The organism is Acinetobacter sp. YH12219 (assembly GCF_013417875.1).
GTDB classification, from domain to species: domain Bacteria; phylum Pseudomonadota; class Gammaproteobacteria; order Pseudomonadales; family Moraxellaceae; genus Acinetobacter; species Acinetobacter amyesii.
Window position 1 is genome coordinate 1 of the sequence record NZ_VPDC01000029.1, and the last position, 22,335, is coordinate 22,335.

General features: G+C 39.9%; 18 protein-coding genes and 3 pseudogenes. 9 read left to right on the top strand and 12 right to left on the bottom strand.

What is annotated here, in order from left to right; all coding sequences use genetic code 11:
- The first annotated feature begins 423 nt into the window (after positions 1–423).
- Together FTV04_RS15130 and FTV04_RS15135 are read left to right on the top strand one after the other, a co-directional pair.
- Positions 424–1,806 carry an IS200/IS605 family accessory protein TnpB-related protein gene (locus FTV04_RS15130; RefSeq protein ID WP_168370265.1) on the top strand — a complete coding sequence of 461 codons (1,383 nt, stop codon included), beginning with the start codon at positions 424–426 and terminating at the stop codon, positions 1,804–1,806.
- A gap of 30 nt (positions 1,807–1,836) precedes the next feature.
- Positions 1,837–2,055: a hypothetical protein gene (locus tag FTV04_RS15135; RefSeq protein WP_000550047.1), complete on the top strand. Its 219-nt coding sequence runs from the start codon at positions 1,837–1,839 to the stop codon at positions 2,053–2,055.
- A gap of 144 nt (positions 2,056–2,199) precedes the next feature.
- Here the strand turns inward: FTV04_RS15135 and FTV04_RS17035 are convergent, their stop codons facing one another.
- From FTV04_RS17035 to FTV04_RS15150, 4 genes are read right to left on the bottom strand one after another with little or no spacing between them, the layout of a single operon-like run.
- The gene (locus FTV04_RS17035) at positions 2,200–2,307 is read right to left on the bottom strand and encodes a hypothetical protein (protein ID WP_372551473.1); all 108 of its coding nucleotides are present in this window, start codon (positions 2,305–2,307) and stop codon (positions 2,200–2,202) included.
- A 60-nt stretch (positions 2,308–2,367) separates the two neighbouring features.
- On the bottom strand, positions 2,368–5,568 hold the full coding sequence (locus FTV04_RS15140) for a site-specific integrase (RefSeq protein WP_127800785.1): 3,201 nt from the start codon (positions 5,566–5,568) through the stop codon (positions 2,368–2,370).
- 4 nt (positions 5,569–5,572) lie between these two features.
- Positions 5,573–7,912 (bottom strand): hypothetical protein, encoded by a 2,340-nt coding sequence (locus tag FTV04_RS15145; protein WP_127800787.1) that lies wholly within the window; start codon positions 7,910–7,912, stop codon positions 5,573–5,575.
- Positions 7,899–8,348, bottom strand: coding sequence for a hypothetical protein (locus tag FTV04_RS15150; RefSeq protein WP_127800793.1), 450 nt, complete (start codon positions 8,346–8,348; stop codon positions 7,899–7,901). The genes FTV04_RS15145 and FTV04_RS15150 overlap by 14 nt, the downstream gene beginning before the upstream one ends.
- A gap of 317 nt (positions 8,349–8,665) precedes the next feature.
- Between FTV04_RS15150 and FTV04_RS15155 the strand changes: the two genes are divergently transcribed.
- The 3 genes from FTV04_RS15155 (at position 8,666) to FTV04_RS15165 (ending at position 10,049) form a co-directional block, all read left to right on the top strand.
- Positions 8,666–8,833, top strand: coding sequence for a YhfG family protein (locus tag FTV04_RS15155; RefSeq protein WP_000946583.1), 168 nt, complete (start codon positions 8,666–8,668; stop codon positions 8,831–8,833).
- Between the two features lie 12 nt (positions 8,834–8,845).
- Positions 8,846–9,442 carry a putative adenosine monophosphate-protein transferase Fic gene (locus tag FTV04_RS15160; protein ID WP_179990952.1) on the top strand — a complete coding sequence of 199 codons (597 nt, stop codon included), beginning with the start codon at positions 8,846–8,848 and terminating at the stop codon, positions 9,440–9,442.
- A 349-nt stretch (positions 9,443–9,791) separates the two neighbouring features.
- On the top strand, positions 9,792–10,049 hold the full coding sequence (locus FTV04_RS15165; RefSeq protein WP_004726728.1) for a hypothetical protein: 258 nt from the start codon (positions 9,792–9,794) through the stop codon (positions 10,047–10,049).
- 575 nt (positions 10,050–10,624) lie between these two features.
- Here FTV04_RS15165 and FTV04_RS15170 read toward each other — a convergent pair.
- Both FTV04_RS15170 and cml read right to left on the bottom strand, forming a co-directional pair.
- Positions 10,625–11,830 (bottom strand): ISL3 family transposase, encoded by a 1,206-nt coding sequence (locus tag FTV04_RS15170; protein WP_020753573.1) that lies wholly within the window; start codon positions 11,828–11,830, stop codon positions 10,625–10,627.
- Entirely contained in the window at positions 11,823–13,088 is a 1,266-nt protein-coding gene (gene cml, locus FTV04_RS15175; protein WP_020753574.1) for a CmlA/FloR family chloramphenicol efflux MFS transporter, read from the bottom strand. The genes FTV04_RS15170 and cml overlap by 8 nt, the downstream gene beginning before the upstream one ends.
- Positions 13,089–13,634: 546 nt before the next feature.
- On the opposite strand from cml, the gene FTV04_RS15180 reads away from it, so the two are divergent.
- The 4 genes and pseudogenes from FTV04_RS15180 to FTV04_RS15195 form a co-directional block, all read left to right on the top strand.
- Positions 13,635–13,940 carry a helix-turn-helix domain-containing protein gene (locus FTV04_RS15180; RefSeq protein WP_000366814.1) on the top strand — a complete coding sequence of 102 codons (306 nt, stop codon included), beginning with the start codon at positions 13,635–13,637 and terminating at the stop codon, positions 13,938–13,940.
- Positions 13,940–15,205, top strand: coding sequence for a type II toxin-antitoxin system HipA family toxin (locus FTV04_RS15185; protein ID WP_000934717.1), 1,266 nt, complete (start codon positions 13,940–13,942; stop codon positions 15,203–15,205). Before FTV04_RS15180 ends, FTV04_RS15185 begins: the two co-directional genes overlap by 1 nt.
- 748 nt (positions 15,206–15,953) lie before the next feature.
- Positions 15,954–16,148 (top strand): heavy-metal-associated domain-containing protein, encoded by a 195-nt coding sequence (locus FTV04_RS15190; protein ID WP_179990953.1) that lies wholly within the window; start codon positions 15,954–15,956, stop codon positions 16,146–16,148.
- A 176-nt stretch (positions 16,149–16,324) separates the two neighbouring features.
- Positions 16,325–16,546 (top strand): annotated as a pseudogene (locus FTV04_RS15195) (cation transporter); the annotation flags it as partial.
- A gap of 113 nt (positions 16,547–16,659) precedes the next feature.
- Here the strand turns inward: FTV04_RS15195 and FTV04_RS15200 are convergent.
- The 6 genes and pseudogenes from FTV04_RS15200 to FTV04_RS15225 all read right to left on the bottom strand — a co-directional run.
- Positions 16,660–17,124, bottom strand: a pseudogene (locus FTV04_RS15200) (reverse transcriptase N-terminal domain-containing protein); the annotation flags it as partial.
- A 575-nt stretch (positions 17,125–17,699) separates the two neighbouring features.
- Positions 17,700–19,074, bottom strand: a pseudogene (locus tag FTV04_RS15205) (IS66 family transposase); the annotation flags it as partial.
- A gap of 74 nt (positions 19,075–19,148) precedes the next feature.
- Entirely contained in the window at positions 19,149–19,484 is a 336-nt protein-coding gene (tnpB, locus tag FTV04_RS15210; RefSeq protein ID WP_179990954.1) for an IS66 family insertion sequence element accessory protein TnpB, read from the bottom strand.
- Positions 19,481–19,864 (bottom strand): transposase, encoded by a 384-nt coding sequence (locus tag FTV04_RS15215; protein ID WP_179990955.1) that lies wholly within the window; start codon positions 19,862–19,864, stop codon positions 19,481–19,483. The genes tnpB and FTV04_RS15215 overlap by 4 nt, the downstream gene beginning before the upstream one ends.
- Positions 19,865–20,294: 430 nt before the next feature.
- Positions 20,295–21,206, bottom strand: coding sequence for a ParB/RepB/Spo0J family partition protein (locus FTV04_RS15220; protein WP_119879449.1), 912 nt, complete (start codon positions 21,204–21,206; stop codon positions 20,295–20,297).
- A 7-nt stretch (positions 21,207–21,213) separates the two neighbouring features.
- Positions 21,214–21,993 (bottom strand): ParA family protein, encoded by a 780-nt coding sequence (locus FTV04_RS15225; RefSeq protein WP_179990956.1) that lies wholly within the window; start codon positions 21,991–21,993, stop codon positions 21,214–21,216.
- Positions 21,994–22,335: the final 342 nt, after the last annotated feature.

A 22,335-nucleotide genomic window follows, 5' to 3' on the forward strand; every position in this document is an offset into this window, starting at 1 on the left:
TTGTTCCATTTTAGAGATTTGTTTAAGATAAGATATAACTCATTGAGATGTGTCATAGTATTCGTCGTTAGAAAACAATTATTGTGACATTATTTCAATGAGTTATCTATTTTTGTCGTGTACAGAGCTTAATTAAATAATAATTAATTCATTTTCATCATAAGTGCATAAGCATCACGTTTGTTTTGACGCAATGATTCTATCTCGGACTTCGTCAGCTGTTTTACGAGAGTAATTAACTATAACTAAAAATATAGACAAATATTTGCATAAGTTCTCATTTTGTCTATGTCGATTCAGTAGTGGCAAGGTGGGTATTTATTAGAGATTTAAATGATTATCTTTTGTATTTTAGGTGAGTGTCTTGGTATATTAGCATCCATATCTATTGATTATCCAATCCCTTAACCTAGGCATGACTTTGTGAAATTAACACGCATCCACCATTGTAAAAACTTGAATGTGCAAAAGTACAAACAGCTTGAGAAACAAGCTGTTTTACTTGGTCGTATTCGTAGCGAGGTGTGGGCTAAATATGGTGCTATTTCAGGTTTGAATATCAGTGACAGAGCTATTCGTGATGCGTGGATGAAAGAAAGTCGTGACTTTGGTGTTTCTGCAAATGCGTGGAAAGAAACGCTACGTGATTGCATAGGTGATATTAAAGCCTATCGAGAAGCATCAAAAGACAAAGTAAAGCAGGCGATCCGAAAACGTACCTCCTGTAATAATGAACAAAAAAGACTATACACCTTGCTTAAAAAAGATGAATGGATGACTGATAATTTCCTCCATCGTCAAATGCGTAATCACTTTAAGCATGGTGTTAATCACACACATAATCAAATTATTGTTCGTGCGGATATGTGTAAAACTTTTGAGTTAAATGGTCAATGTTGGCTTAAAGTGCCGAGTCTAGTCCCTCGACAAACCATTAAAATTCCACTAAACACCACTGTTGATTTTGCGCCACAAGGCACACTTAGAATCATTCTAAAAAACGGTAATGTTGAAGTTCACTCAACTTATGATGCAGTTGAAACACAGGATTGTGGTCAGGAAACCGTAGGTGTTGATAAAGGTTATTCAGAAGCCTTTGTGGATTCTGATGGTGAAGTATATGGCAATGGTTTAGGTAAATTGATCTCAAGTGAATCAGACTACCTAAATCAAAAGTACAAACGTAGAAATAAGCTCAGAGCGATTTCTAAAGCCAAACCGCACAAGAAACAGAAAATTGAGTTAAATAATCTAGGTCGAAAAAAACTAGATAAGCGACAAGATACTCAAAAAGCAAAGCTCAAAACATTAATATTTACAGCAACTCACAAGTTGGTTGATAAAGCCAAAGTGATTGTTGCGGAAGATTTAACATCCCCAATTCAAAGTAAACGCAACTATGGCAAAAACACCAATAGACGCTTAAATACATGGGCTAAAGGTTTGTTAGCTAATGCCCTAACTTCTATATCTCACCGTAGAGGTTCTACGGTGCATCTAGTCAATTCTGCATATACTTCGCAAAGTGATTCTTTCTTGCATGGCCTTTTAATAGGTACACGTAAGGGAGATCGTTTTCACCGTTTCAATGGGGAAGTTGTGCAAGCTGATTGGAATGCTGCGAGAAACGTGCTTGCAAGATTAAACGACAATGAGATAAGTCGTTATACGCCTTACAAAACTGTAAAGCGTATATTGCAAGAACGGACTGACCGCTACAAGTCGGAACTGACCGACTCAGGCTCTAGTTACACGCTTGGCAACAAGACATTAACAGAGTGCGAATTAGTCCTTGAGTATGTTTGAATACATTTTAAGGAACAGTAGGATAAAAACATGCACTTATTTAAATTAACTGACGAACAACTCGCACAAATTCTTATCCCGAAACGATTTGTACCACCTACTCCACCTGAACATGAAGGCAAGAATATGGTCTATGTATTTGATAGTGAGGATAAGTTTGAACTGACTTATGATGAGCTGGTGGAAATCATTAGCAAAGCTAGAATGGCTGGTCCGAAGTTGATACCTGTCTTAGGCACCGTGAATTAAATTGTGCAGTGTTCGCACGCCACTTGAAACATAACTTGATTGGAAATGAATTTGGGCTGAGAAAAATTCAGTTCAAATTTAACCTGACGGGCACACTAAAAAATGGGTAATTGTCAGATCGAGTTTGGACTACAACACTTTAGCTCATCGATTTACCATACCGCTAATCTTCACACCATTTTCGTAAATCCAGCGATCAAACTGTGATACTACATTCCGCTTATTAATCCAAGTCAGCATGGTGCTTTTCATAAAGGCAGTTTACTTATAAACAGGGAAATTTCTAAACAATTCCCCTTTAACATGCTTAGGCTATTTGATCCAGAGTTCATCTTTTTGCATCATTTTTAACATTAAATTAAATATAACCAGCGGAGTAACATTTTTTTTGTTAGAGCCGACAACTCTTTGAAAACTAAATTTAACGGTTCGCTCAGGAGCATCCAAATTAACTGGGTAGTTTTGTTTTTCTAAATACAGATGATCTCCTAACATTGGCTCTATACCAGTAATAAAATTAACAATTTGTTGCTCATCACCTTTCATTCGGCATTGAAAATGTAGAAAATTCTTACGCAGTTTTCCAAATAATAATAATATTTTAAGCGCCTTAACCATGTTCTTTTCTTTCAGTGCATCTTGCTGCCTATCATCTTTATAATGAAAATCAAGGAGAGGAATTATTTCATCTGGACGAGTCAGTTTTTTAGCCTTTTCGTAAAGTTCATCAAACCAACTCTCTTCTAAATTCTTACTATAAACATAATTCGTTTTTAAATTAAATTTTTGGCGATCCATCCATTTAGTGCTCATCCATTGACATCGTTGCATCCATTCTTGAGCTTGGGTATCTTCGCTTAATCGACCTTCTCTAAAACTTATCAAACGTTGAAAAGGTGTCAGAGTACTCTTCTCTATACTAAACTTCTTTTCTTGTCGGCCAGCCATCGTAACTGGCTGTGTTTGCTGATAAGAATTAAACCATTTCTGCTGCTGAGTATAACGATTTAGGTTTATGTAGTCTGTACTTGACTTCACTGGACTAAAACACTGTTCTAATACTTTTTTTGAAATGATACACGGCGAATTATAAATTCGATCGACTGCTAATAAATCCAAAACATGAAGGTAATTTGAAGCCGTTTGCTCAATACTGCTATGCCCCATCCAAGAGGCGAGCACCTGCCATTTATGTTGAATAATCTCTTCTTGAGCACGTGCTTTCATACCAAACAATAAATCCCTCATCTTTTTTGCTTTTACCCAAGGACAATCTGTGTAGGTCTTGATCATTTCTTTTGAACCGAGCAAAGTTATTGCTAGATAGTTAGCAGCACTGTGGCGTAATGTATGAAAACTAAAGCCATGATGCATACCTAATATTTGACTAAACAAATCTACTGTAATTTTGCTGATACATTGATCAGTTAATACACGATGATTCACACTAAAAAGTAGATCATCCTGCTGATTAACCAAATATTGCTCATAACGATGTTGTATGTAACGTTGTACTACTAAAAACTCATGTTCTGACAATGCAATTTTCAATGGTATTTGACGATTCGCACTTCGCGTTTTCAGACGGCGATATGAATTGTCTTGGATATGAAGCGTGATATTATTAAAAACTGTATTTTCTTTTTCTTTATAAAGTAGCTCTGGGCAAATAATATCTTGTATTTTAAGACAACGAACTTCATTTAATCGAAGTCCAGTTCTATAACTTAGTAAATACATCAGCTTTAAACAACTCAGATGATCGACCCACTCTGATGCCGTTGGCTCTTGACTTAAATTTTCTAGTTTTTCCAATAATTTGCCAAATAGCAAAGGACTCACTAGCCGTGCATTGCAAATTTGTAAATGCTTAAAACTTGAATTCTGTAACACCAATACCCCTGGAGCATCATAATTCTCTATACAGAATTGATGAAAATCTTTTAGGCGACCAAAACGGTATTCTGCGCTTTGGTGCATCTTACGAGAGGTTTTTCCTTTCACCGAATCTCGTTGAACTGCTTTTTCATCACGTTCACTGCTGTATTTCAATAGCTGCCGATATAAATCCTCATAGTCATCTATGGATTGTTGCTTTAAATCTAATTTATTGAGCCAAATCTCAAATATAAATTCTTTGCCAAACGATCCTAAGTAGCTTTCAATAGTTGATAATTGAAGCCCTCGTTTTTTTAAATGCATTAACCAGTGAATTAAGCGTAGTTGAGCATCAATTAAAGACTTTTCCTCCGTATTAGCATCAACTATCTTCTCCTCTAACACCCTTCTAGTTTCTTGCCAAAAACGTAGCGTGCGTTCTTCTTTATTCCTCTTTTTATCTAAACGCTCAACTTTTTGACCTTTACGTTTCTTTTGACCAAACAACATCAACTCATACGGAATCGTTTGTAATTTGCTTTGAACAGTCGGAACTTCAGGAAGTAACTGCTCTTGTTCAAAATGAATAGGGCGATTATCTGGTTCTGTGACTTGATTGTAATCATTATTCCACAGCAATCTAAATTCGGATGGCCTTAAAGCAACAGTATTAATCTCTTGCTGAAGCACATTACTCAAAAATATATCTATGCTGAGGTTTGGATTAAATTCGAGTACCATTTGCACATCATTAAATGCACGAAATCCACGGCGTTTAATTTGATATTGCAGATCCCCAAGACTTTTTTTCCTGCCTATCTTACTCAAGCTTTCTAAAATACAATCTTCAACTGAATGTTGCAGACAAAATTCTTTCTGAGCAGCTTTCAACTTTTTTAAATATTGCAAAATGAACTGCGCATATGGGTTAAAAAAAACATGTTTCCATTGGTACAACTTTCCCTGTTCTACATCGTTGCCATATTGAGAGTTTTCAACACGATAATGTAGTAACAATGGATTAGTGATTTTTTTGTAGTCCGAATGGTATAACCGAAAACAATTCAGATCTGTACCAAGCTCAATGGCCTCCTGCAATTGCTTCTGAATAGCAATCAAATGCTGTTCATCTGCACAGCCTGAAATATATATAAAACTTAAGCATAAATTTCCCCATAAGTACTTTGGTTCATTCCAATATTCAAATGAATCTTGCCAATACTGCCTTAATTCCTTAAGTACATGGATATGTAGATGCCCCTGTTCTAACCGTGACTCTGTACTCTCAATTTTTCTAGGCAGTACGATCCGTTTAGTATGTGGATTTAGCTTAATTCTGTATGATTTTTTATCTACATTCTGGTTGAATTGCTTCCTTCTTTTATTAAATTCATCTTCAGTAAATTGCATCAGTTTTGATTGTTCGTCTCGGCTCAACTTTTGACTCAAACAATCAACACTATCTTTAATGTCATGCCATTTTTCAGCGATCTGCTGATCAAGTTTTTGCTGCATTTCTTTCGTCAATACTTCAGGTGGAGAAGGCTGTCTATCTAGCGACTTTTTCACCATTTTATGAATATCAACAAATAGATCATCTAGTTGTGGTTTTATTAGTTCTTTGATTTTTTGCATACAACTATTTTCGCTCTAAGTGTTTAATCGATAAAGATTTGACATTATCTTGCAATTGCTGGCGGGCTTGCTGTACATAGACATTCGGGATAAGTGAAGAATGCGGATGAAAAGCCTCTCGGTCACGTTGGTCATGACCATACAGGGCCTGAATTAAGTGAAAAGCTAATGCTGGTTTACCCTCTTGCTGCTCATGCATCAAAAAGTTCATGTCAAAATGACGTAACCAATTCGAATACATATTCTTTGGAAAGACTCCTTGCATATATGAATTCACCCATTTTCTCGATAAAGGGATTAACTTAATTTTCCTGCTCTGCCATTCTTTGACAGTTATCGGCAAGATATCTTTACTAAAAATGACCTTACCAAAAAGATCATTTACAGTTATCTTCTTCTTTGCAAAGACTTGTCTAAAAAATGAACCGTACGCTTCAATAATTTGTTCTAAAAAGGCAGTGTAATTTTGCAGTGTTTTTATGAAAAAATCAGATAAAGGGATAAAACGACCATCTTTTCTTGCTTTACTATTTTTTTTATCATTCACATATAAAAGCTTGAGCTCAACACAATAATCATCCAAATTCCCCAACAGGTTTTTTTTAGGCCGACTTGCCAAACTCAACAAACTGATATGCCACATCCAACACGCATATGCATTAAGTTGATTAATAATGTGCTTATCTTCTTGGATGTTTTCGTGACAATGTCTATGTAAAATATGGAATTGCTCTTTCACAAAATTGGGTTCAAGTGCCAGTTGGCTCCCTATCCTTCCTATAGATAATGCAGATTGCACTTTGAATTGTTGTTGCAATATTTTTAGTTCAGCCGTGTCTTCAGTAAAATGTGTGGAATGTGGTGTAAGTGCTTTTTCTAAAAAGGCTAGATATGTGCTACTGAGTTGAGTTTTCGGTAGCCCGCCATAATAGATACCAGGCATGTGATGCTGACTATCCCGCCCAGCAATTACATGAGCAAGATATTCATTATATGTTTCATAATATATATGAAAATATAATTGAGCCTGCAGTTTTTCTACAGTGATCGAACCTACAAACCGATTATCAAGCCAATTCTTAAGTTTCGTATTAATGTGTGTTGATGAAATTAGTGGATTCGATGCTTGTTCTATATAGTCAAACCAAGCAGAAGGTAAATGTAGTTGATGTGTCATCACTTCATTCCACCGCACATGATTTAAGCTCTTAATCTTCTGCTCTGTAATTTTAAGATTTAATTTGAGTAAATATTCGCGACGTCTACTTGAACCATTCTGGATCAAAATTCCATCTTGAATAAGCTCGTTAAAATCCATCAGTGCGACGGGTGATAATCCCGTCAAAAGTGACAATAAACATGCTGCAGCGATTGCAGCATCCCTCCAGTGCCCGGATAACTCGGTTCTCAACACATAAACAATTTGCTTCAGTATATCTGGCGCCAAATAATGTGGATTTGTAACAAAAGGAGCATGACGGCGCTGGCGATGCCGCATTAGATGCGTCGCATTATCGCTGAGTATATAATTTAAATTTTTAGACTTTTCATCTTCTGAATAAAACTCCATTTCAGGATCTAATAGATCAACTTCACCCTCTTCATCTTTGTGAAGAGCGGCATCATAAATACTAATCTTTGCGTTATGTCCAATATCTACTTGCTTACCCGTTTTAATTTCACGAAATTTTTTGAGTTCATTTTTCGTCGGCCATTGCAAAACTTTGCTTTTTTTTGACTTACGCTGACGATGAACTACACGACGATCATCTAGTCTTTTAAAAATTATTAATAGAGCCGATAAATACTCTATGACTTGTACTTGTTCGAAATCTTTAATATTAAAAAGTTGATTACGATCCTCTTTTTTCAAATTACGTTCGTACGTGACATAACAATTTAGCAGCTTACTACATTCATGAAATAATTCAGCATGATTAGAATCCAGCACATATCGTGAGACATAGCGTAATAGGTCACAAACATGTTTTTGCTTATTCTCAGCTTTATCAATTTTTGCAAATTCTTGATACTGCCGATATGTTAAAAAACTCGCTTGTAGAATCAAATAACGTTGCGATGACAGCTCTTGTGTATTACTAGAATCTGGACATGCAAAAAAACTCACAGCAGCTAAAAAAGAATACTTACCGATCTGTCTGGAGCCTGATATATAGCTATAAATTTGTTGTGCTAATTTGTATAGAGCGTAGACATCTTTATACAAATCATCTGATAGATCGACAAATTGTGTATTTACAATATCATCACGTAATAGACAATAATCTTGTTGATATTTTTCTGCTAAATCTAAGAATTGCTCTTGTGTTTCAATGTTTGGCATATTCATTTTCGCTTAATATTTTTATCACGTTGCATTGTTTAAATTCATTGTGATCAGAACGATTTGGTAAAAGTTGATCCTTTATTGAATTCTTTGTTAGCTTAAAAAATCTTGCAAAAAATTTAGCATCCAGTTCTTTCTGAGCTTTTCTTTCAAAGCACAAGTGTTGTTGTGATTTTTCGATAAAATCATCAAGATTATGTATCAACTGTAAGATTGCAACATAATTAGAATGCACACGTAAGCCTGGCTCCGTTTGCATTAATAGCAATATTTTTTGCCAAATTTTCACATAGATTATTTTGAACTTTGCTTGTACTACTACTTTCTGGCTCTGTTTAATCTTTTTGATTTTCAGTAGTTCTGAGTTAATTTTTACTATCTTAAATTGAACATTTTGTCGCTCAAAGCAAAAGGGCATGATAAATTGCCCCATAAATATCTCTATATTTTTTACTAAATAGTCAAATTTTAACATTTTTATCGATATAAAAAATGAGCATATCTTTGTATATTAAAATTCATTTAATTTATCAACTAAATTTTCTCAAAATTACAATTATCAACAAATACATATGGTTTACTTATCATGGGTGGTCTAAATTTTAAGAATTCTTCCACTTTTTTTTAGTTTTCTGTTATTACATGAAACAATACCGTTGTATTACATTTTAGAAATGCTGTGTATGCAGCATTGATCAAAAAGATTCTCTGCTATACTTACTTCACGTGTAGCATCAATGGAGTTTCGAAATGCTCAGAACCACTGAACAGAAAAGAAAATATATTCAAGCGACACGTTCGCAAAACTATCAAGCCAGCCTAAAGCTTGAAGGCATTACAACGACAGCTCAAACAACTCAACAAAGTAAAGCTGAAATCTTGCAAAAATATAAGAAGTATTCGCAACCCGAATCTTAGTCAGGTGCATGTATGGATAAATATGGGGAAATGGGTGACAGCCTGTATTGTTACCCTGGCACAAATATCCTAAAGAACAAACTCAATATTCGTGATGAACAAATTTTAGAACAAGCTGAACTAGAACTGTCTGGATTGGCAAGTAACTTAATTGAATATGCTGAACCACCTTACGACTTACAATACTTAAAATCAATTCATGCGCAGCTCTTTGGCGACTTATACGACTGGGCAGGAAAGTTAAGACAAATCGATATTTCCAAAGGTGACACCCGTTTTTGTAATTTTTCCCGTATTGAAATTGAAACCAATAAACTACTCAAACCGCTTCAAGAAAAAAAATACTTTCAAGGCTTAGCACCACAACAACTGATTCCTCAACTTGCCGACTTGTATTGTGAGCTTAATGTCATACACCCATTCCGTGAAGGTAATGGACGTACACAACGGATTTTCTTTGAGCATCTGATTGCTCATTGTGGTTATGGTATTGATTGGTCTCGCATTGACTCTCAACAACAATGGATTCAAGCCAATATTGAAGGTTTTTATGGTAATTTAAATCCATTAATTAAGATTTTTGAAATATGCTTTATTCAAAATACCTAAAATTTAAGTAGTCGAAGCCCACAATCCTTAATGAGCCATCATCTTTGCTTCAATCCACTGATTAATTTCCCAAATAAACCAACAATCACGATTCTTAGAAATCTTAATACTCTTCGGGTAATTTAGGATCGTAATATTCAGATTACTTATCCAGAATTGAATAGATCGTTAACTTAGATAGACTTTTAAGCAATGTAACTTGCCGCATGTTTATCAACATATGTCTCAAAAAAGTCTGCCCATACATAGATTTATGGTGTTTAGTGCTTAAATTTCAGATTAATCTTCGTCTGATGACCTGAATGGATGTTACAGATTACATGCAGGTGAATTACTCTGTGGCTGTATCATGGCTTTTGTGCAATCCAATCCATTTGATCCGAATGTTCTCTTTTGCAATAAAGCAGCCTCTTCTGCTTTTCCTGAACCAACGAACTATGTCATTGATTTGATTCAACCGACAACAGTGATGCTGAATCAAATCTCCAAAGAAGGGATTAAATGCAAGAAATGTGGTAAGAAAAAGATAGGGGATGGAAGTTATTATCCGTCTAATTGGAACCAGCCCATGAGTCGAGATCAGTTGAGTAAGAATCATTTTAAATGAATAAGAGAAGGATGGCTTACCTCACTTCTCCGAATAACAATGCTATGCTTTTCAACCAAGGTTATAAATTGGCAACTACATTTCATTCTTCTTCATGCTGGTCCTATAGCCTGTAGACAATTACTACATCATTTGCATTCAATGCTCAATACAGCCTGTCAGCAGAACCGCAGCGATACTTTTTTTCGTGCATACATGTAGTGTTTAAATCCATTCATTTTTCAATGATCCTCTGCCATTTATCACATTTATGGTCGATCTTTAACCTTGTGAAAAATGCACATACCGATCCCTTCAAACTGTCAAATTTATGTATGCATGACATTTAAAGAAAATTATCTGATCAATTTTTTTAGGTAAAATTCATCAAGAAAAAAGTTATTATTATTCATAACATCACCAATAACCACATAAAAACAATAATTTAATAAATTATTCTTCCAATTTTTTTATATTTAGTGTTATTACCTCTAAATCCATGTTTACCACCTTCTATTACATAAGTAATTTAGAAGTATCCACGATATAAATTGCTTGCCCTCACACCTCTCCCCTCTCACGCCCAAAAAATTAGTTCATCGCACTTTGCCGGGAAATGCAGCACGGATCTTGAGGAAGAAGTAGTCCGTGTCGCGGTATCCATAGGCCATCCGCTTAATGACTTTGATCCGGTTGTTCATGCCCTCCAGCACGCTGGTGTTCAGCCGGTGGAGGGCACTGGAAACGATACCCTCCATATATGGCTCCAGCTTCTTGGCAAATCGTACCAAAGCATCAATTCCGCTACCGAGGGCCATGCCGGCCCATTCCCGCCAGGCGCTTCTGGCCGTCGTCTCGCTTTCCGCAAACCATAGCGTCTTAAGTTGGTCCTTGAGCACGTACACCGTAGTCAAGAACGCATTGGCGGCCAGGAGTTCGTCCAGCTTGACCGCCTGCTCGGGCTCAAGGTTGTCAGCATTGCGTAACAGTATCCAACGGCTGCTTTTGATCACCTTGCGGGCGACCTTGTCATCTCGCAGTTGATTGGCCTGATCAACTCGCACTCTATCCATCACTTCGCGGCCATACTTAGCCACCACATGGAACAGGTCGTAGACCACCACCGCGTTGGGGCACTGGGCCTTCACTTCAAGATCGAAGGCTGAGTTCATGTCCATGGCCACTGCCTCGATCTGGTTCCGGGCATCGCCTAACCACTCGAAGAACGGCCGGATCGCCTCACGCGAGCGGCCCTCGCCAATCCACACCACTTGCTGGGTGTCGGCACAGGCGACCACCGTGGCGTAGCGATGACCCTTGTGCAAGGCGAATTCGTCCATCATCAGGCGGCGCAATCGACTTCGATCTGGCTCGTGCAAATCACGTTTGAGCCGCTCCATGTCAATAGTCTTGACTGTATGCCAATGCAAGCCCAAAAGATTGGCAACATGACTGACGGGCAGCATCTGTACTAATTTCTCAATCCAGTTGCGCAATGATTGCGTAATACGGGAGCGCGGTGGTAGCCAATCGATCCGCTCTCTGGTTGGACCGCATTGTGGACAACGCAGCCGCCGCACAGGTACATCCAACTCGACGCGATACTGCATAATTGGTGACTCGCGAACTCGGCGCCAATTGATGTCATGTACCAGGAAACAAGGGCAATCGCATCGGCTACAAATTGGCGTATGCTCCTCGTCGTGTGTAAGACGGATCAGCAAAGTCTGTTCATCTAGAAGCCCATGAGACGCTGGCGAAAAGCCCTTCCAGAACAGGCTCCAAACATCAGCGCTAGTCATGATCATGGACCGATTGCGCGCTATCGGTGCCTTGTAGCGCCAAGGCATCATGTTCTTCTTGGCTGAGATGGCGTCTGTTGGGATTGATGCAGGACAGACAAAGCACTGCTGTTGCGAGGATGAGGCAATAAGCGATGATCGGCCAGGTGGTACCAGTCGATAAAAGCGTAATAATGAGTGTCCCGATAATCCCTAACAGTAGTCCACCCAAACAGAAGTAGACTGCTGTAGCGGTCCCAGCGATATGATCGAAACCTCGAAGAGCGGCATTGGGTGCCACCGATACCGCAGTGGCGATACCAACACCCACGAGCCACATCGGGGCGATGAAGCCAAGCACCGAGACCGGTGCCAATGTCTCGCCAACAGCGAGCAACAGCGCTCCCGCCATCAGACACCCCATTCCCACTCGTAAGGTCTTCAGGCTTCCCCACCGGGGAATCAGTCGTCCCATGATTCGCGCTGTAGCCATCATAGCGATGGCCACTGTAGCAAATAGCAAGCTGAAGCTAAGTTGCGATAACCCTTGCCTCCCCATCATTAGCCAGGGGGCGGTCGAGAAAAAGACGAAAAAGCTGCCCATCCCCGCGCTGTAACAGAGCGTGTACAGCCAGAAGTTCAGGTGTTTCACAGGAGTCAATAGCTGCGACCACTGTAGGTCTGCCGTCCGGTGCCGCCGAGTCTCTGGCCAGAGTCGCCAGGCTGCGATAACAGCGCCTATCATTGCCATCCCTAGCAAGCCGAAGATTGCGCGCCATCCGAGCCACGCGTCGACCAGCGCTCCTAGCAGTGGGCCTATCGCAGGAACCATCGCAAGCATAGAGCCGAGCAAGCCATAGATGACGTTGCTTTCCTCACGGCCCGAATAGATGTCGCGTACCGTCGCGAAAGTGGAAACGAGACATGCCGAAGCGCCGCAGGCCTGAAGAACGCGGAAGCTCAGAAAAAGTTCTGGCGATGAAACTACGGTGAGGCCGAATGAAGCCGCAATATAGGCAATCCCGCCACCAAGTAAAACGGGGCGGCGACCCAGCCGATCCGACAGTGGGCCGAAGAGAAGCTGTCCGGCTCCAAGCAAAACCAGGTATGCCGTCAACGTCAGCTGGATCGTCCCTGCACCGGACCCAAGTGCATCCGCCATGAAAGGCACCACGGGCAGGTACATATCCATGCCCAGTGACGCCAGCAAATCGAATGGTGATAACAGCAATAGCGTGGCGGGAAGAGAATACCGCCAAGAAAAATCTTTTGAGCGCACGAAGCCATCTCCTTAAGTTAAGAATTTGGCGGCGCTCTTGCAGAGCAACTAGGTTCTTGAGAACGCCGCAACAACCGAAAACGAAGGTTGCTGCGGCTTACTTGTCTGCTTTCTTGGTAGCGCTCATGTGCGGGTTATCTCATGGATGAGTCCATATCGTAACAATCTTCACGCTAAAGTGCAAAGAACCAAAAAATTTATACTGAAAGGCAGATTAAGCCCGTTCGAGTTACATATAGCCGCATGCTATATTGAAAGCATTAAGAAAATATCCTCAATATTTATAGGATTTTTAAAGTATGAACTAATTTTCGAAGAACCCTTTCTAAGTAATGTGACCTATTAGGAAAAATGAAAATACTGAAATCTCCGTATCAACAATCAGTCAAAGTACATCCTGATGATTTTCTGTAACCGATACCCAAGGACTATACCTACCCTTCTGATGTGCTGTGCAACAAAGCCCTCCTTAGCCACACTATAGCTATAGATTAATTCCATTATTTTGTGATTTAATTAAATTATTCATTCTTAAGACCCAATTTAATGGATTTATATTTCACTAAACCAGAAGAAGTTGTGACTCTTTTAGGTGAGCGTTTACGTAAGCAACGACTCTTTCTGGAGATGTCTCAAGCTGAGGTAGCAGCACGCGCTGGTGTCGGCGTGAATACAGTTTCGAATCTTGAAGCGGGACGAAATGTATCTGTTGAAAATTTAGTCCGTATTGCAATGGTCTTGGGTCGATTAAACGAACTTCAGGAACTATTTAAACCTCAGCTTAACAGTGTGAATGACATTCTTCGCTATGAGAGTCAAAGTAAGCGCCACCGTATTAAGAGGAAGGGATAATGCTCAATAGACTTAATGTTTATTACAACGGTTGGGGCGAATCATGGTTATGGGGAACGCTGATTAGTTCAACAGCCACGACAGGTAGACCCACCATTGCTTTTGAATATAGTCCAGAAGCAATACAGCAAGGTGTTGAGCTCTCTTCTTACTTGCTGCCTTTAAAAGGTCTACCATTCAGACAAGGTTTTCCTACTCATCAAATGGGACTCCCAGGTCCAGTCTATGACGCTTTACCAGATGGTTGGGGCATGATGTTGATGGATCGATATTTCAAAAAAATTGGCTTAAATTCAGCACGAATTGGACCTTTGGAGCGTCTGACCTATATTAGTAGTCACGCAATGGGTGCCCTCTCCTTTGAACCTTGTGTTGCTGACATGCAAACCTCAGAAAATATCCCTTTACAACAACTGGCCCAGGAAGTTCAAGAAGTACTCAAAGGTGAAGGTGGTGAATTTCTACAGCATTTATTGGTCATGGGTGGCTCCCCTCAAGGTGCCAGACCAAAAGCGTTGGTTTACCGAGATCCTGTCAATTTAGAGTTTTCGACTCAAGATTCTGATCAACATGAAGCCTGGCTGATTAAGTTTCCTGCTCAGCAAGAGCATCCTGAAGTCTGCGCCATTGAAGCCGTCTATGCAGAATGTTTGCGACTTTGTGCAATTGAGACTCCAGATACCCATTTCTTTAATTTGCCCAATGGTTTAACGGCTTTTGCTTCTAAACGATTCGATCGTCAAAATGGTATGCGGATTCCAATGCAGAGTTTGGCTGCATATACAGGAGCAGACTATAAAGTTCCAGGTAGCCTAGACTATCGCAATTTTCTCCGGGCAACCTTGATGTGTACGCAAGATGTACGAGAAAGATTGCATGCTTTTAAACGTGCTGTGTTTAATGTGCTTTTCAATAATCGGGATGACCATACTAAGAACTTTTCATTTCTCATGGAGAAAAATGGTCAATGGAAATTGGCTCCAGCCTATGATGTGACCTTCTGCGAGGGTCCAGGTGGTTATCATCAAATGGACATTATGGGAGAAGCGCTCAATATTTCCCGAAATGACATACATAAACTCGGTACTTCAGAAGCTAATCTGACTACTCTAGAAGTCGATGAGATCATCTTGACCATGCGTGAAATTGCACTTCAATTTAGTCAAATTGCGCAGCGCCTGTATCCCCATCAAATTCGAGAATCTACCCTACAGATGATTCAATCACGGATTCAACAGAATATTGATTTTTTAACTGAAACCTAAGCGTAAATATAAACTAAGCGCCAACCATCAACTGCAAATAGACTTTGATATAGTTAGTCGCTACATAATCTGTAGAACCTGTGAATTAGCTCTCTTTATAATCACGAATATTAGATGGATCACCGCCAAGATATATTCTGCAAACGTGAAATCACTACATCCAGATCGAAAATCACTAAGAAAAAACTGTCACCAAAAAAAGGTCTGCACTATGGATAGATGCAGACCAAACTCTGGATAACTACCAGCACGAGAAATATGTCGCAATTTTGCATAGACATGAATTTGATAAAATCAGCCCAGAAAGCCAGAAATTCATAAAAACTATTTCATCAATCCCCTATAACTTAATCACGTTCATGGTCGATCTTAAATCTTGTGAAAAGTACTCATGCTGACCTAGCCAAACTGTAAAACTCATGTATTCATAGCCTTTAAATGAATCTTTCAATCGGTATATTTAAGGTAAAAACTAGTAATCAGAAGTTATTATCACCCCCATATAAAACAAGGATCAACTTAAAAACAATAACTTAGTAAATTATTCTTCCATTTTTTTTATATTTAGTGTTATTTACTGTAGTCATTAGAACACTCTTCTTTGGAATACTCTGAAGAAAACTGTAAGGTTGTAAACAGACCAAGTTACAGCGAGTAACTGATTCAGAAAAAGGCTGGTTGTATGGTGAAAGTTTAGAGTTACTGTTCTAATGTTTTAAACAAATGTTTTGTTAAAAAGGAGCAACATATGAAATTTCACATCGCTAATATGACTTGTGGTGGTTGTGCACGCGGCATTACTACCGCAATTAAAGAGCTCGACTCGAATGCCTCACTCGATATTGATTTACAAAACCGTATTATTGAAATCAACACAACGGTGAGTCAGGATCAAGTCATTGCCACTCTCAGTGAGCGTGGATTTACAGCTGATCCTGCTTAATCTCTGTTAGAGTAACAGTGGGAATTCCTTACCACTTTTACTCTCTTATTTTCCTCATCGTACAGATAAAACCTGTACTTGCTTGAAATAAAAGTAATCCCTGAATTCCACCTAATCTTGGTTCGAGCTGATCTTCGCATATAGAACTCAGCATATCTAAATGATAGAGATCGTATATGAGTACCGAAATGACTGATACGCCACACTACAGTGAAACATTAGAGATTGAGGGGATGACATGTGCTTCTTGTGTAGGCCGTGTGGAAAAAGCTTTAAAATCTGTTGAGGGTGTTGAATCGGCTCATGTAAATCTGGCTACCGAAAAAGCAGTCATTTATGCGCATCAACCACTTGATCGCGCTACTTTAATTAAAGCCGTAGAAAAAGCAGGCTACGAAGGGCTTTGTTGCATAAATATGTAAGCATCTGATTTAAATAAATTTAATTTTGGATCAAAAAACAATCAAAACTTTTAAAATCATATAGTTATGAAATCTTTGTGCAACAAAGCCCTGAATCCATAAGAGTTCCGATCAGCAGTGGTCTCCGCGATGGGTTCCAAAGCCAGCAGATGGAGCGCCTGCATGGCCCGGCATTTCATCGTGGGTATCCCGAGAGGTCTCATCTTGCCATTTTTCTTCGGAATAAGGACTCTCCGAAGCGGAAGGGGCGTGTAACCTCGCCTCTTCAACGACATCATCGCACCGGTCTTGGCCTTGGGTGTATTCCAAGTCACCTTGTCGACCCCAGCCGTGTTTTTGCCTTTGTTTTCAGACACTCGTTTTACGGCCAATGCTTTGCCACTAAACGAGTGAGTCAGCAGCCATTGCAAAGCTTTCGCCTTGTTATACCTGCCGTCTTGTACCGCCTTCACAATACGCGCTTGCAGCCCTCTGACATGACGCTGTACAGCAATCCAATCGATGCTGTCCCACGATGTGCTGGAAGGCGCACACGCTGATACTGCTGCGTTCATTTGCTCTCCCTCCATTAAAAGGGTTCTACACACTCTCTTGTGATGAGAGACCATAAGGACGTCAGCCCGCTTTCGCGTGAGGTAATGTTTCAACCTCTATCCAACCCATTACAGACTGGCATTCGCTTTTTCCTCGTTCCTTCGCCCGCATCACCATGGGCAGTTTTTGCAAACTGCTTTCCCAATGGGGGTAATACGGGATTTCCACGTTCCGCTTACTGAAGTACATCGGCTTAGGTGCCTGCTATCGACCGGGAGGCGTATGGGTCACGAATGCGTAGTAGAAAGACGCGATTCCCACCTCCATTACCGTTTTGGTTCGAGCGTATTAGCCATTTCCGCTCGTTCAATTTAACGATCGTTGCGCAGATTCACATGTGTTCACCATACCGATTATCTAGCCCTTGTCCGGCTATGGCTGCCAGAAGAGTACGCCTCTCACGATTGATACCCCGCACCTTGCGGTGCCTCGTTACATTGTCGAAGGCGCTCTTTATTCAGCCTTCTAGATTCACCCGGTGACACGGGTGGTTCCCGCAGGGGGAACAACTTCATTAAGCGACTTCGTGTCGCACCTCTACCCAATTATTGCAAATCGGTAGATTGCCATCATCCAAATAGCGGCTTAAAGCTGGCCAACGCTTCAGAGTGTAATTGATGGCCTTGGCGGTGGGAGAACTCGATGGCACCGTCAGATGATGTTGGTTGAGCCATTCATATAGTTGTTGCATCACTGGTTGACTATGCTGTTGTCGGTATTCGCGGCGGTCTTCCGCTGTACCATCGGTCTTTTTCCTGAGCTCTGCTTCTATCGCATACAGTTTCTGAATCAGCACTAATGCCTGTTCAGCGACCTGACTTTTCCCAGTTACATGCAGTTCATGGAATTTACGACGTGCATGGGCCATGCAGCCCACCTCAATGACCTGGCCTGATTTAAAGCGTGCTTTATAACCACTGTAATCATCACAGACTAGATAACCCTGCCAGCCTTTCAAGAACTCTGCAGCATGCTGGCCTGAACGACTATCCTGAAAGTCATAGATCACCGCCTGAACTGGATTGTACTGTGTAGTGGCATAGGCCCAGACATAACCTTTCTTCGGTTTTTTATCATTCTCACCCATCCGCATGATGGTGACTGGTGTTTCATCTGCATGCAGCACCTGCTGTTGCAGCACTACCTCTTTTAAGGCATTGGCCAGAGGTTCCAGTTCTACACCGCAGCGACCTATCTGAGAAGCACTGCTTCGCAAGAGATAAAGTTGATCTAGAAAGTTCGATTCCCGCCCGCTGATAGATCAGACGTTGACGGTACAGCGGCAAATGATCGGCATATTTCGATACCAGCACATGGCTGAGCAGTTCAGGTGAAGCAATGCCTTTATCAATCACATAGGCGGGCATCGCTTGCTAAGTCAGGGTGTCACACTGATCACAGACCCATTTACCACGCACATGCTGTTCCTTATAGAACTGTGCCGGTCTGAAATGCAGTTTTTCACTGACATCTTCGCCGATACGACGGAGTTGGCAGCCACAAGCACATTGGGTTGATGCAGGTTCATGCTCAATACGGATGGTGTGTAGATGATCTGGCAGTGGTCGACGTTTAGGTTTATTGGTTTTGGCTTTCTGTGTCGCTGCATTAGTTTTATCTGCATTTAGCCGTTCCAGTTCTAGATCAACCGCGGCAATATCTTCTTCAACCGCTTCATCCCACAGATGGATTTGTTTTGCCGTTAAGTGTTCATTCTTTTGGGCGAATTTGTGCTTTTTAAACAGCGCCAGTTCATGCTCGTATTTTTGATTGAGAATAGAAAGATGTTGAACTTTAGAATCTAATTGCTGGTTTGATTGTGCTAGAGACTGATGCTGCATCGCCAACTGCCGGGTAAATTCCAGCAGTTGTTCATGGGTCAGTTGGCTTAAGTCAGGCAGCGTATTCATGACCGCAGTATGCCTGAGGTCATGAAGAGAATGAAATAGAACGTTTGGAGAATAGCAGAATAGCCGAGCTTGGTTTAGAGCATTGTTACCACTTGCTGTCGTCCAATGCGCTGCCAGGGCAAACCCTGGATTAATGCCTGTAACTGTTCCGGGTTGAGGACCACGGTTTCACCTTGGTGAACTTGAGCCCAGTGGAATTTTCCCTGTTCCAGCCGCCTGGCACACAGCCAGATGCCCAGTCCATCATGTACCAGCACTTTCATACGATGACCACGTTTATTACAGAACAGGTAGGCGCAATGCGGTTTGATGTAGCCAAAGGCTCTCACCACCTGAGCCATGGTCGTATCCATACCTGCACGCATGTCCATGGGCTGGGTAGAGAGCCAAATTTCATTGATACGGATCATGTTGCCAGTGCCTTGAGTAATTCTGCCAAGGCAGGTATTTCTGATGTCTGCCATTTTAGCTGAATATCATTATTCGTATGAGGCACGGTGATACACAACGTGATCCTCTCATCAATAGGTTGGCTGATTGCAGCAGTGTAAGGCAAAGCAATAAATGCTGGATTCACATGAGTAGGATCCTGCACGGCACCATCATGATGGCTGAAGATCCTGATCCAACGACTGACAAGGTTGGCATTAATACTATGTTGCAGTGCGACCGAAGCGATCGAGGTATTAGGATTTTTGCAGGCATTGACAATACTGAATTTGAATTCTTTGCTGTATGTTCTGCGTTTTTTAGCAACAGGAGGTGTTGCTGAATATATATCCATGTTCATAGATTAAGTCTCCACTTGTTTTTAGGTGGGAACTAAATTAAGGCTTATAGGATCGCTTGGTAAGGCTGTGTTAGCTGGATGCTTACTTTCTTTTACCTTAATAACGTATTTTTTTAACGGCAGCATACCTTTTGAAACACCACCAAATTATTTATGTTCCACCAGCATATATACTTCCCTATCGAAAAATCTGATAAGAATTGATTATTTTGATACAAAACCTGAAAACTGGGAGTGCTTATATGGACATATATAATATTTCCGGATAAATATAAAACTACTCCACAAGAAGAAAGGCAGAATTTAATCTCAGTCCGAAGTAACAGTACTCTCAAAGACCAAATGTAAAGAAGCATACTTAAGAAAATAAATTTCAATAATGCATGAGGATGTAATTAGTTTCAGGGTGCTAAGAAAGTGTAGCAACTTGCTACACTTTTTCGCTTTTTTGAATCAGCTGTTTTAAGAAATCTTCTAATTGTAAGAGACTGGCTTCGTCAATTTCCGAGATATTCAGAGAAACCTTAAGCTGTTTTTGATTCAGTTTGATATTCCCCGCAATCTTACCGGCATATTCAATTTTTCTGACCACGGATGTTGTGGTCAGTTTTTCTGGATTCTGACTCAATAGTTTTTCAGCATAAGTAGTAACTTTGCTTTGCTCGAGTTTTTTGTCTTTTAATTTTTCCCAAGCTCCGAGTAAGGCCACTTCGGCTTCAGAGAGTTGTTCAAGATGATCCGATAGAAATTTTTTGAATGCAGTTGCAGCAGTACGGCCTAGCAAGCCTGGTTCCACATCAAGGTCATTTAAAATTGCTTGCGGCAGTTTTTCGTATGCTAAATACTTGTACATATCTTCGCGATTTAAACCCAGTGAATTGGCTAAACGTTGCTTGTTTTTCTTTAATTTCTCATCAAGTGAGTTCAGGCCAATAAAAATCTCATAATCTGTCAGATCCTGACGCTTTAAATTCTCTGCCAGGGTTAACAAAGATGCTTCTACATTATTTGCATCAATTATAATGGCTTCAATCACAGACTTTCCGAGTAATTGATGTGCCCGTAAGCGTCGCTCGCCTGCAATCAGTTCATATTTCAGATTATCCAGTTTACGCACTGTAATGGGCTGCAAAAGGCCGATTTCATTAATAGAATCCGCCAGTTCTTTTAACTGTGACTCTTCAAATATTTTACGCGGCTGGTTTGGACTTCGGCTGATATCCTCAATAGGGACATTACGTCTAAACTCTTTCGGCTCTTTAATATTGTCTTTCTGTGCTTGCTGATGTTTTTCTGTATTCTGTTTCAGTTTCTGAGCTAAAAGCTCTTTGGTGCTTGCCATAATGCTCTCAGGTTTTAATTTTCACTACAATTTCATTGGCAAGGCTTTCAAAAGCCTTACGTACTTTTGAATTTTTTTCTACTTTCAAAAGTGGTTGTTGCAGAATCGCTGCTTGATTGACTTTAGTACTTTGAGGAATTGTGGTTTCTAAAATTTTACCTACCTGTTTCAAGGCTTCATCCCGAATCAGCTTACAGACATTCTGACGTTCATCATGCTTAATTAGTAAAGCGCCTAAAAGCTCTAAATCTGGATTAATACGTTTGATTTTTTCAAGATGATTTAAAAGATCTGTTACCCCATACAATCCATATTGTGATCCTGATTCGATAGGGATAATGACATGTGTTGAAGATGCCAAGGCATTGCTTGTTAATAATTTAAGGCTAGGTGGACAGTCGATCAATATAAAATCATAAAGATCTTTTAATAGTTTTAACTTGATATTTAACTCTTCAGAAGGACGGGGAGCTTCTTCTTTTAGTTGATCTTCAGTTTTTCCTAAATTTAAGGAACCATAAATTAATGATACTTTTTCAAAGTTCGTTTCTTCTTGTAATGCATCTGCCAACAACGAAATATCGCCCACTAGTAATTCTGCTGTAGTGACAGCAATTTCGCTTGGATGTTGGATCCCAATGTGTAAACTTGCGTTTGCTTGAGGATCTAAATCAATGACTAAAACTTTGTAGCCAAGATTGGCAAGTTCTGAGGCTAGGTGTACAACAGTCGTTGTTTTGCCACATCCGCCTTTATGGTTAGCAACAGTAATAATTTTTGCAGACATGCGTGTCAGATGCTTCCTTATTTCAATGTTTAGTAATATAAATAACTTTCATTCATCTTACTATAGTTTTTAAATTTATAAATCCTATTTATTCAGCTGTAAAACAACTTAAAAAATAAATTTTTAACTAAGCTAGCTTAATTAAAAATTAGAATAATTAGTTATTTAGCTAATTAATAATTAGGATCATATTTTTATTATATAAAACAAGTGCTTGTAACTTTAAAAGTGGAAGGTTTGTCACTATAAAGTGGAAGGTTTGTCACTATAAAGTGGAAGGTCTGTCACCGTAAAGTGGAAGGTCTGTCACTATAAAGTGGAAGGTTTGTCACTATAAAGTGG

What these genes read in the sequence shown, in the direction of transcription:
- FTV04_RS15135 (WP_000550047.1), top strand. Translation starts at nt 1,837, where the DNA reads ATGCACTTATTTAAATTAACTGACGAACAACTCGCACAAATTCTTATC.
- FTV04_RS17035 (WP_372551473.1), bottom strand. Translation starts at nt 2,307, where the DNA reads ATGAAAAGCACCATGCTGACTTGGATTAATAAGCGGAATGTAGTATCA.
- FTV04_RS15140 (WP_127800785.1), bottom strand. Translation starts at nt 5,568, where the DNA reads ATGCAAAAAATCAAAGAACTAATAAAACCACAACTAGATGATCTATTT.
- FTV04_RS15145 (WP_127800787.1), bottom strand. Translation starts at nt 7,912, where the DNA reads ATGCCAAACATTGAAACACAAGAGCAATTCTTAGATTTAGCAGAAAAA.
- FTV04_RS15150 (WP_127800793.1), bottom strand. Translation starts at nt 8,348, where the DNA reads ATGGGGCAATTTATCATGCCCTTTTGCTTTGAGCGACAAAATGTTCAA.
- FTV04_RS15155 (WP_000946583.1), top strand. Translation starts at nt 8,666, where the DNA reads ATGCTCAGAACCACTGAACAGAAAAGAAAATATATTCAAGCGACACGT.
- FTV04_RS15160 (WP_179990952.1), top strand. Translation starts at nt 8,846, where the DNA reads ATGGATAAATATGGGGAAATGGGTGACAGCCTGTATTGTTACCCTGGC.
- FTV04_RS15165 (WP_004726728.1), top strand. Translation starts at nt 9,792, where the DNA reads ATGGCTTTTGTGCAATCCAATCCATTTGATCCGAATGTTCTCTTTTGC.
- FTV04_RS15170 (WP_020753573.1), bottom strand. Translation starts at nt 11,830, where the DNA reads ATGACTAGCGCTGATGTTTGGAGCCTGTTCTGGAAGGGCTTTTCGCCA.
- FTV04_RS15180 (WP_000366814.1), top strand. Translation starts at nt 13,635, where the DNA reads ATGGATTTATATTTCACTAAACCAGAAGAAGTTGTGACTCTTTTAGGT.
- FTV04_RS15185 (WP_000934717.1), top strand. Translation starts at nt 13,940, where the DNA reads ATGCTCAATAGACTTAATGTTTATTACAACGGTTGGGGCGAATCATGG.
- FTV04_RS15190 (WP_179990953.1), top strand. Translation starts at nt 15,954, where the DNA reads ATGAAATTTCACATCGCTAATATGACTTGTGGTGGTTGTGCACGCGGC.
- tnpB (WP_179990954.1), bottom strand. Translation starts at nt 19,484, where the DNA reads ATGATCCGTATCAATGAAATTTGGCTCTCTACCCAGCCCATGGACATG.
- FTV04_RS15215 (WP_179990955.1), bottom strand. Translation starts at nt 19,864, where the DNA reads ATGAACATGGATATATATTCAGCAACACCTCCTGTTGCTAAAAAACGC.
- FTV04_RS15220 (WP_119879449.1), bottom strand. Translation starts at nt 21,206, where the DNA reads ATGGCAAGCACCAAAGAGCTTTTAGCTCAGAAACTGAAACAGAATACA.
- FTV04_RS15225 (WP_179990956.1), bottom strand. Translation starts at nt 21,993, where the DNA reads ATGTCTGCAAAAATTATTACTGTTGCTAACCATAAAGGCGGATGTGGC.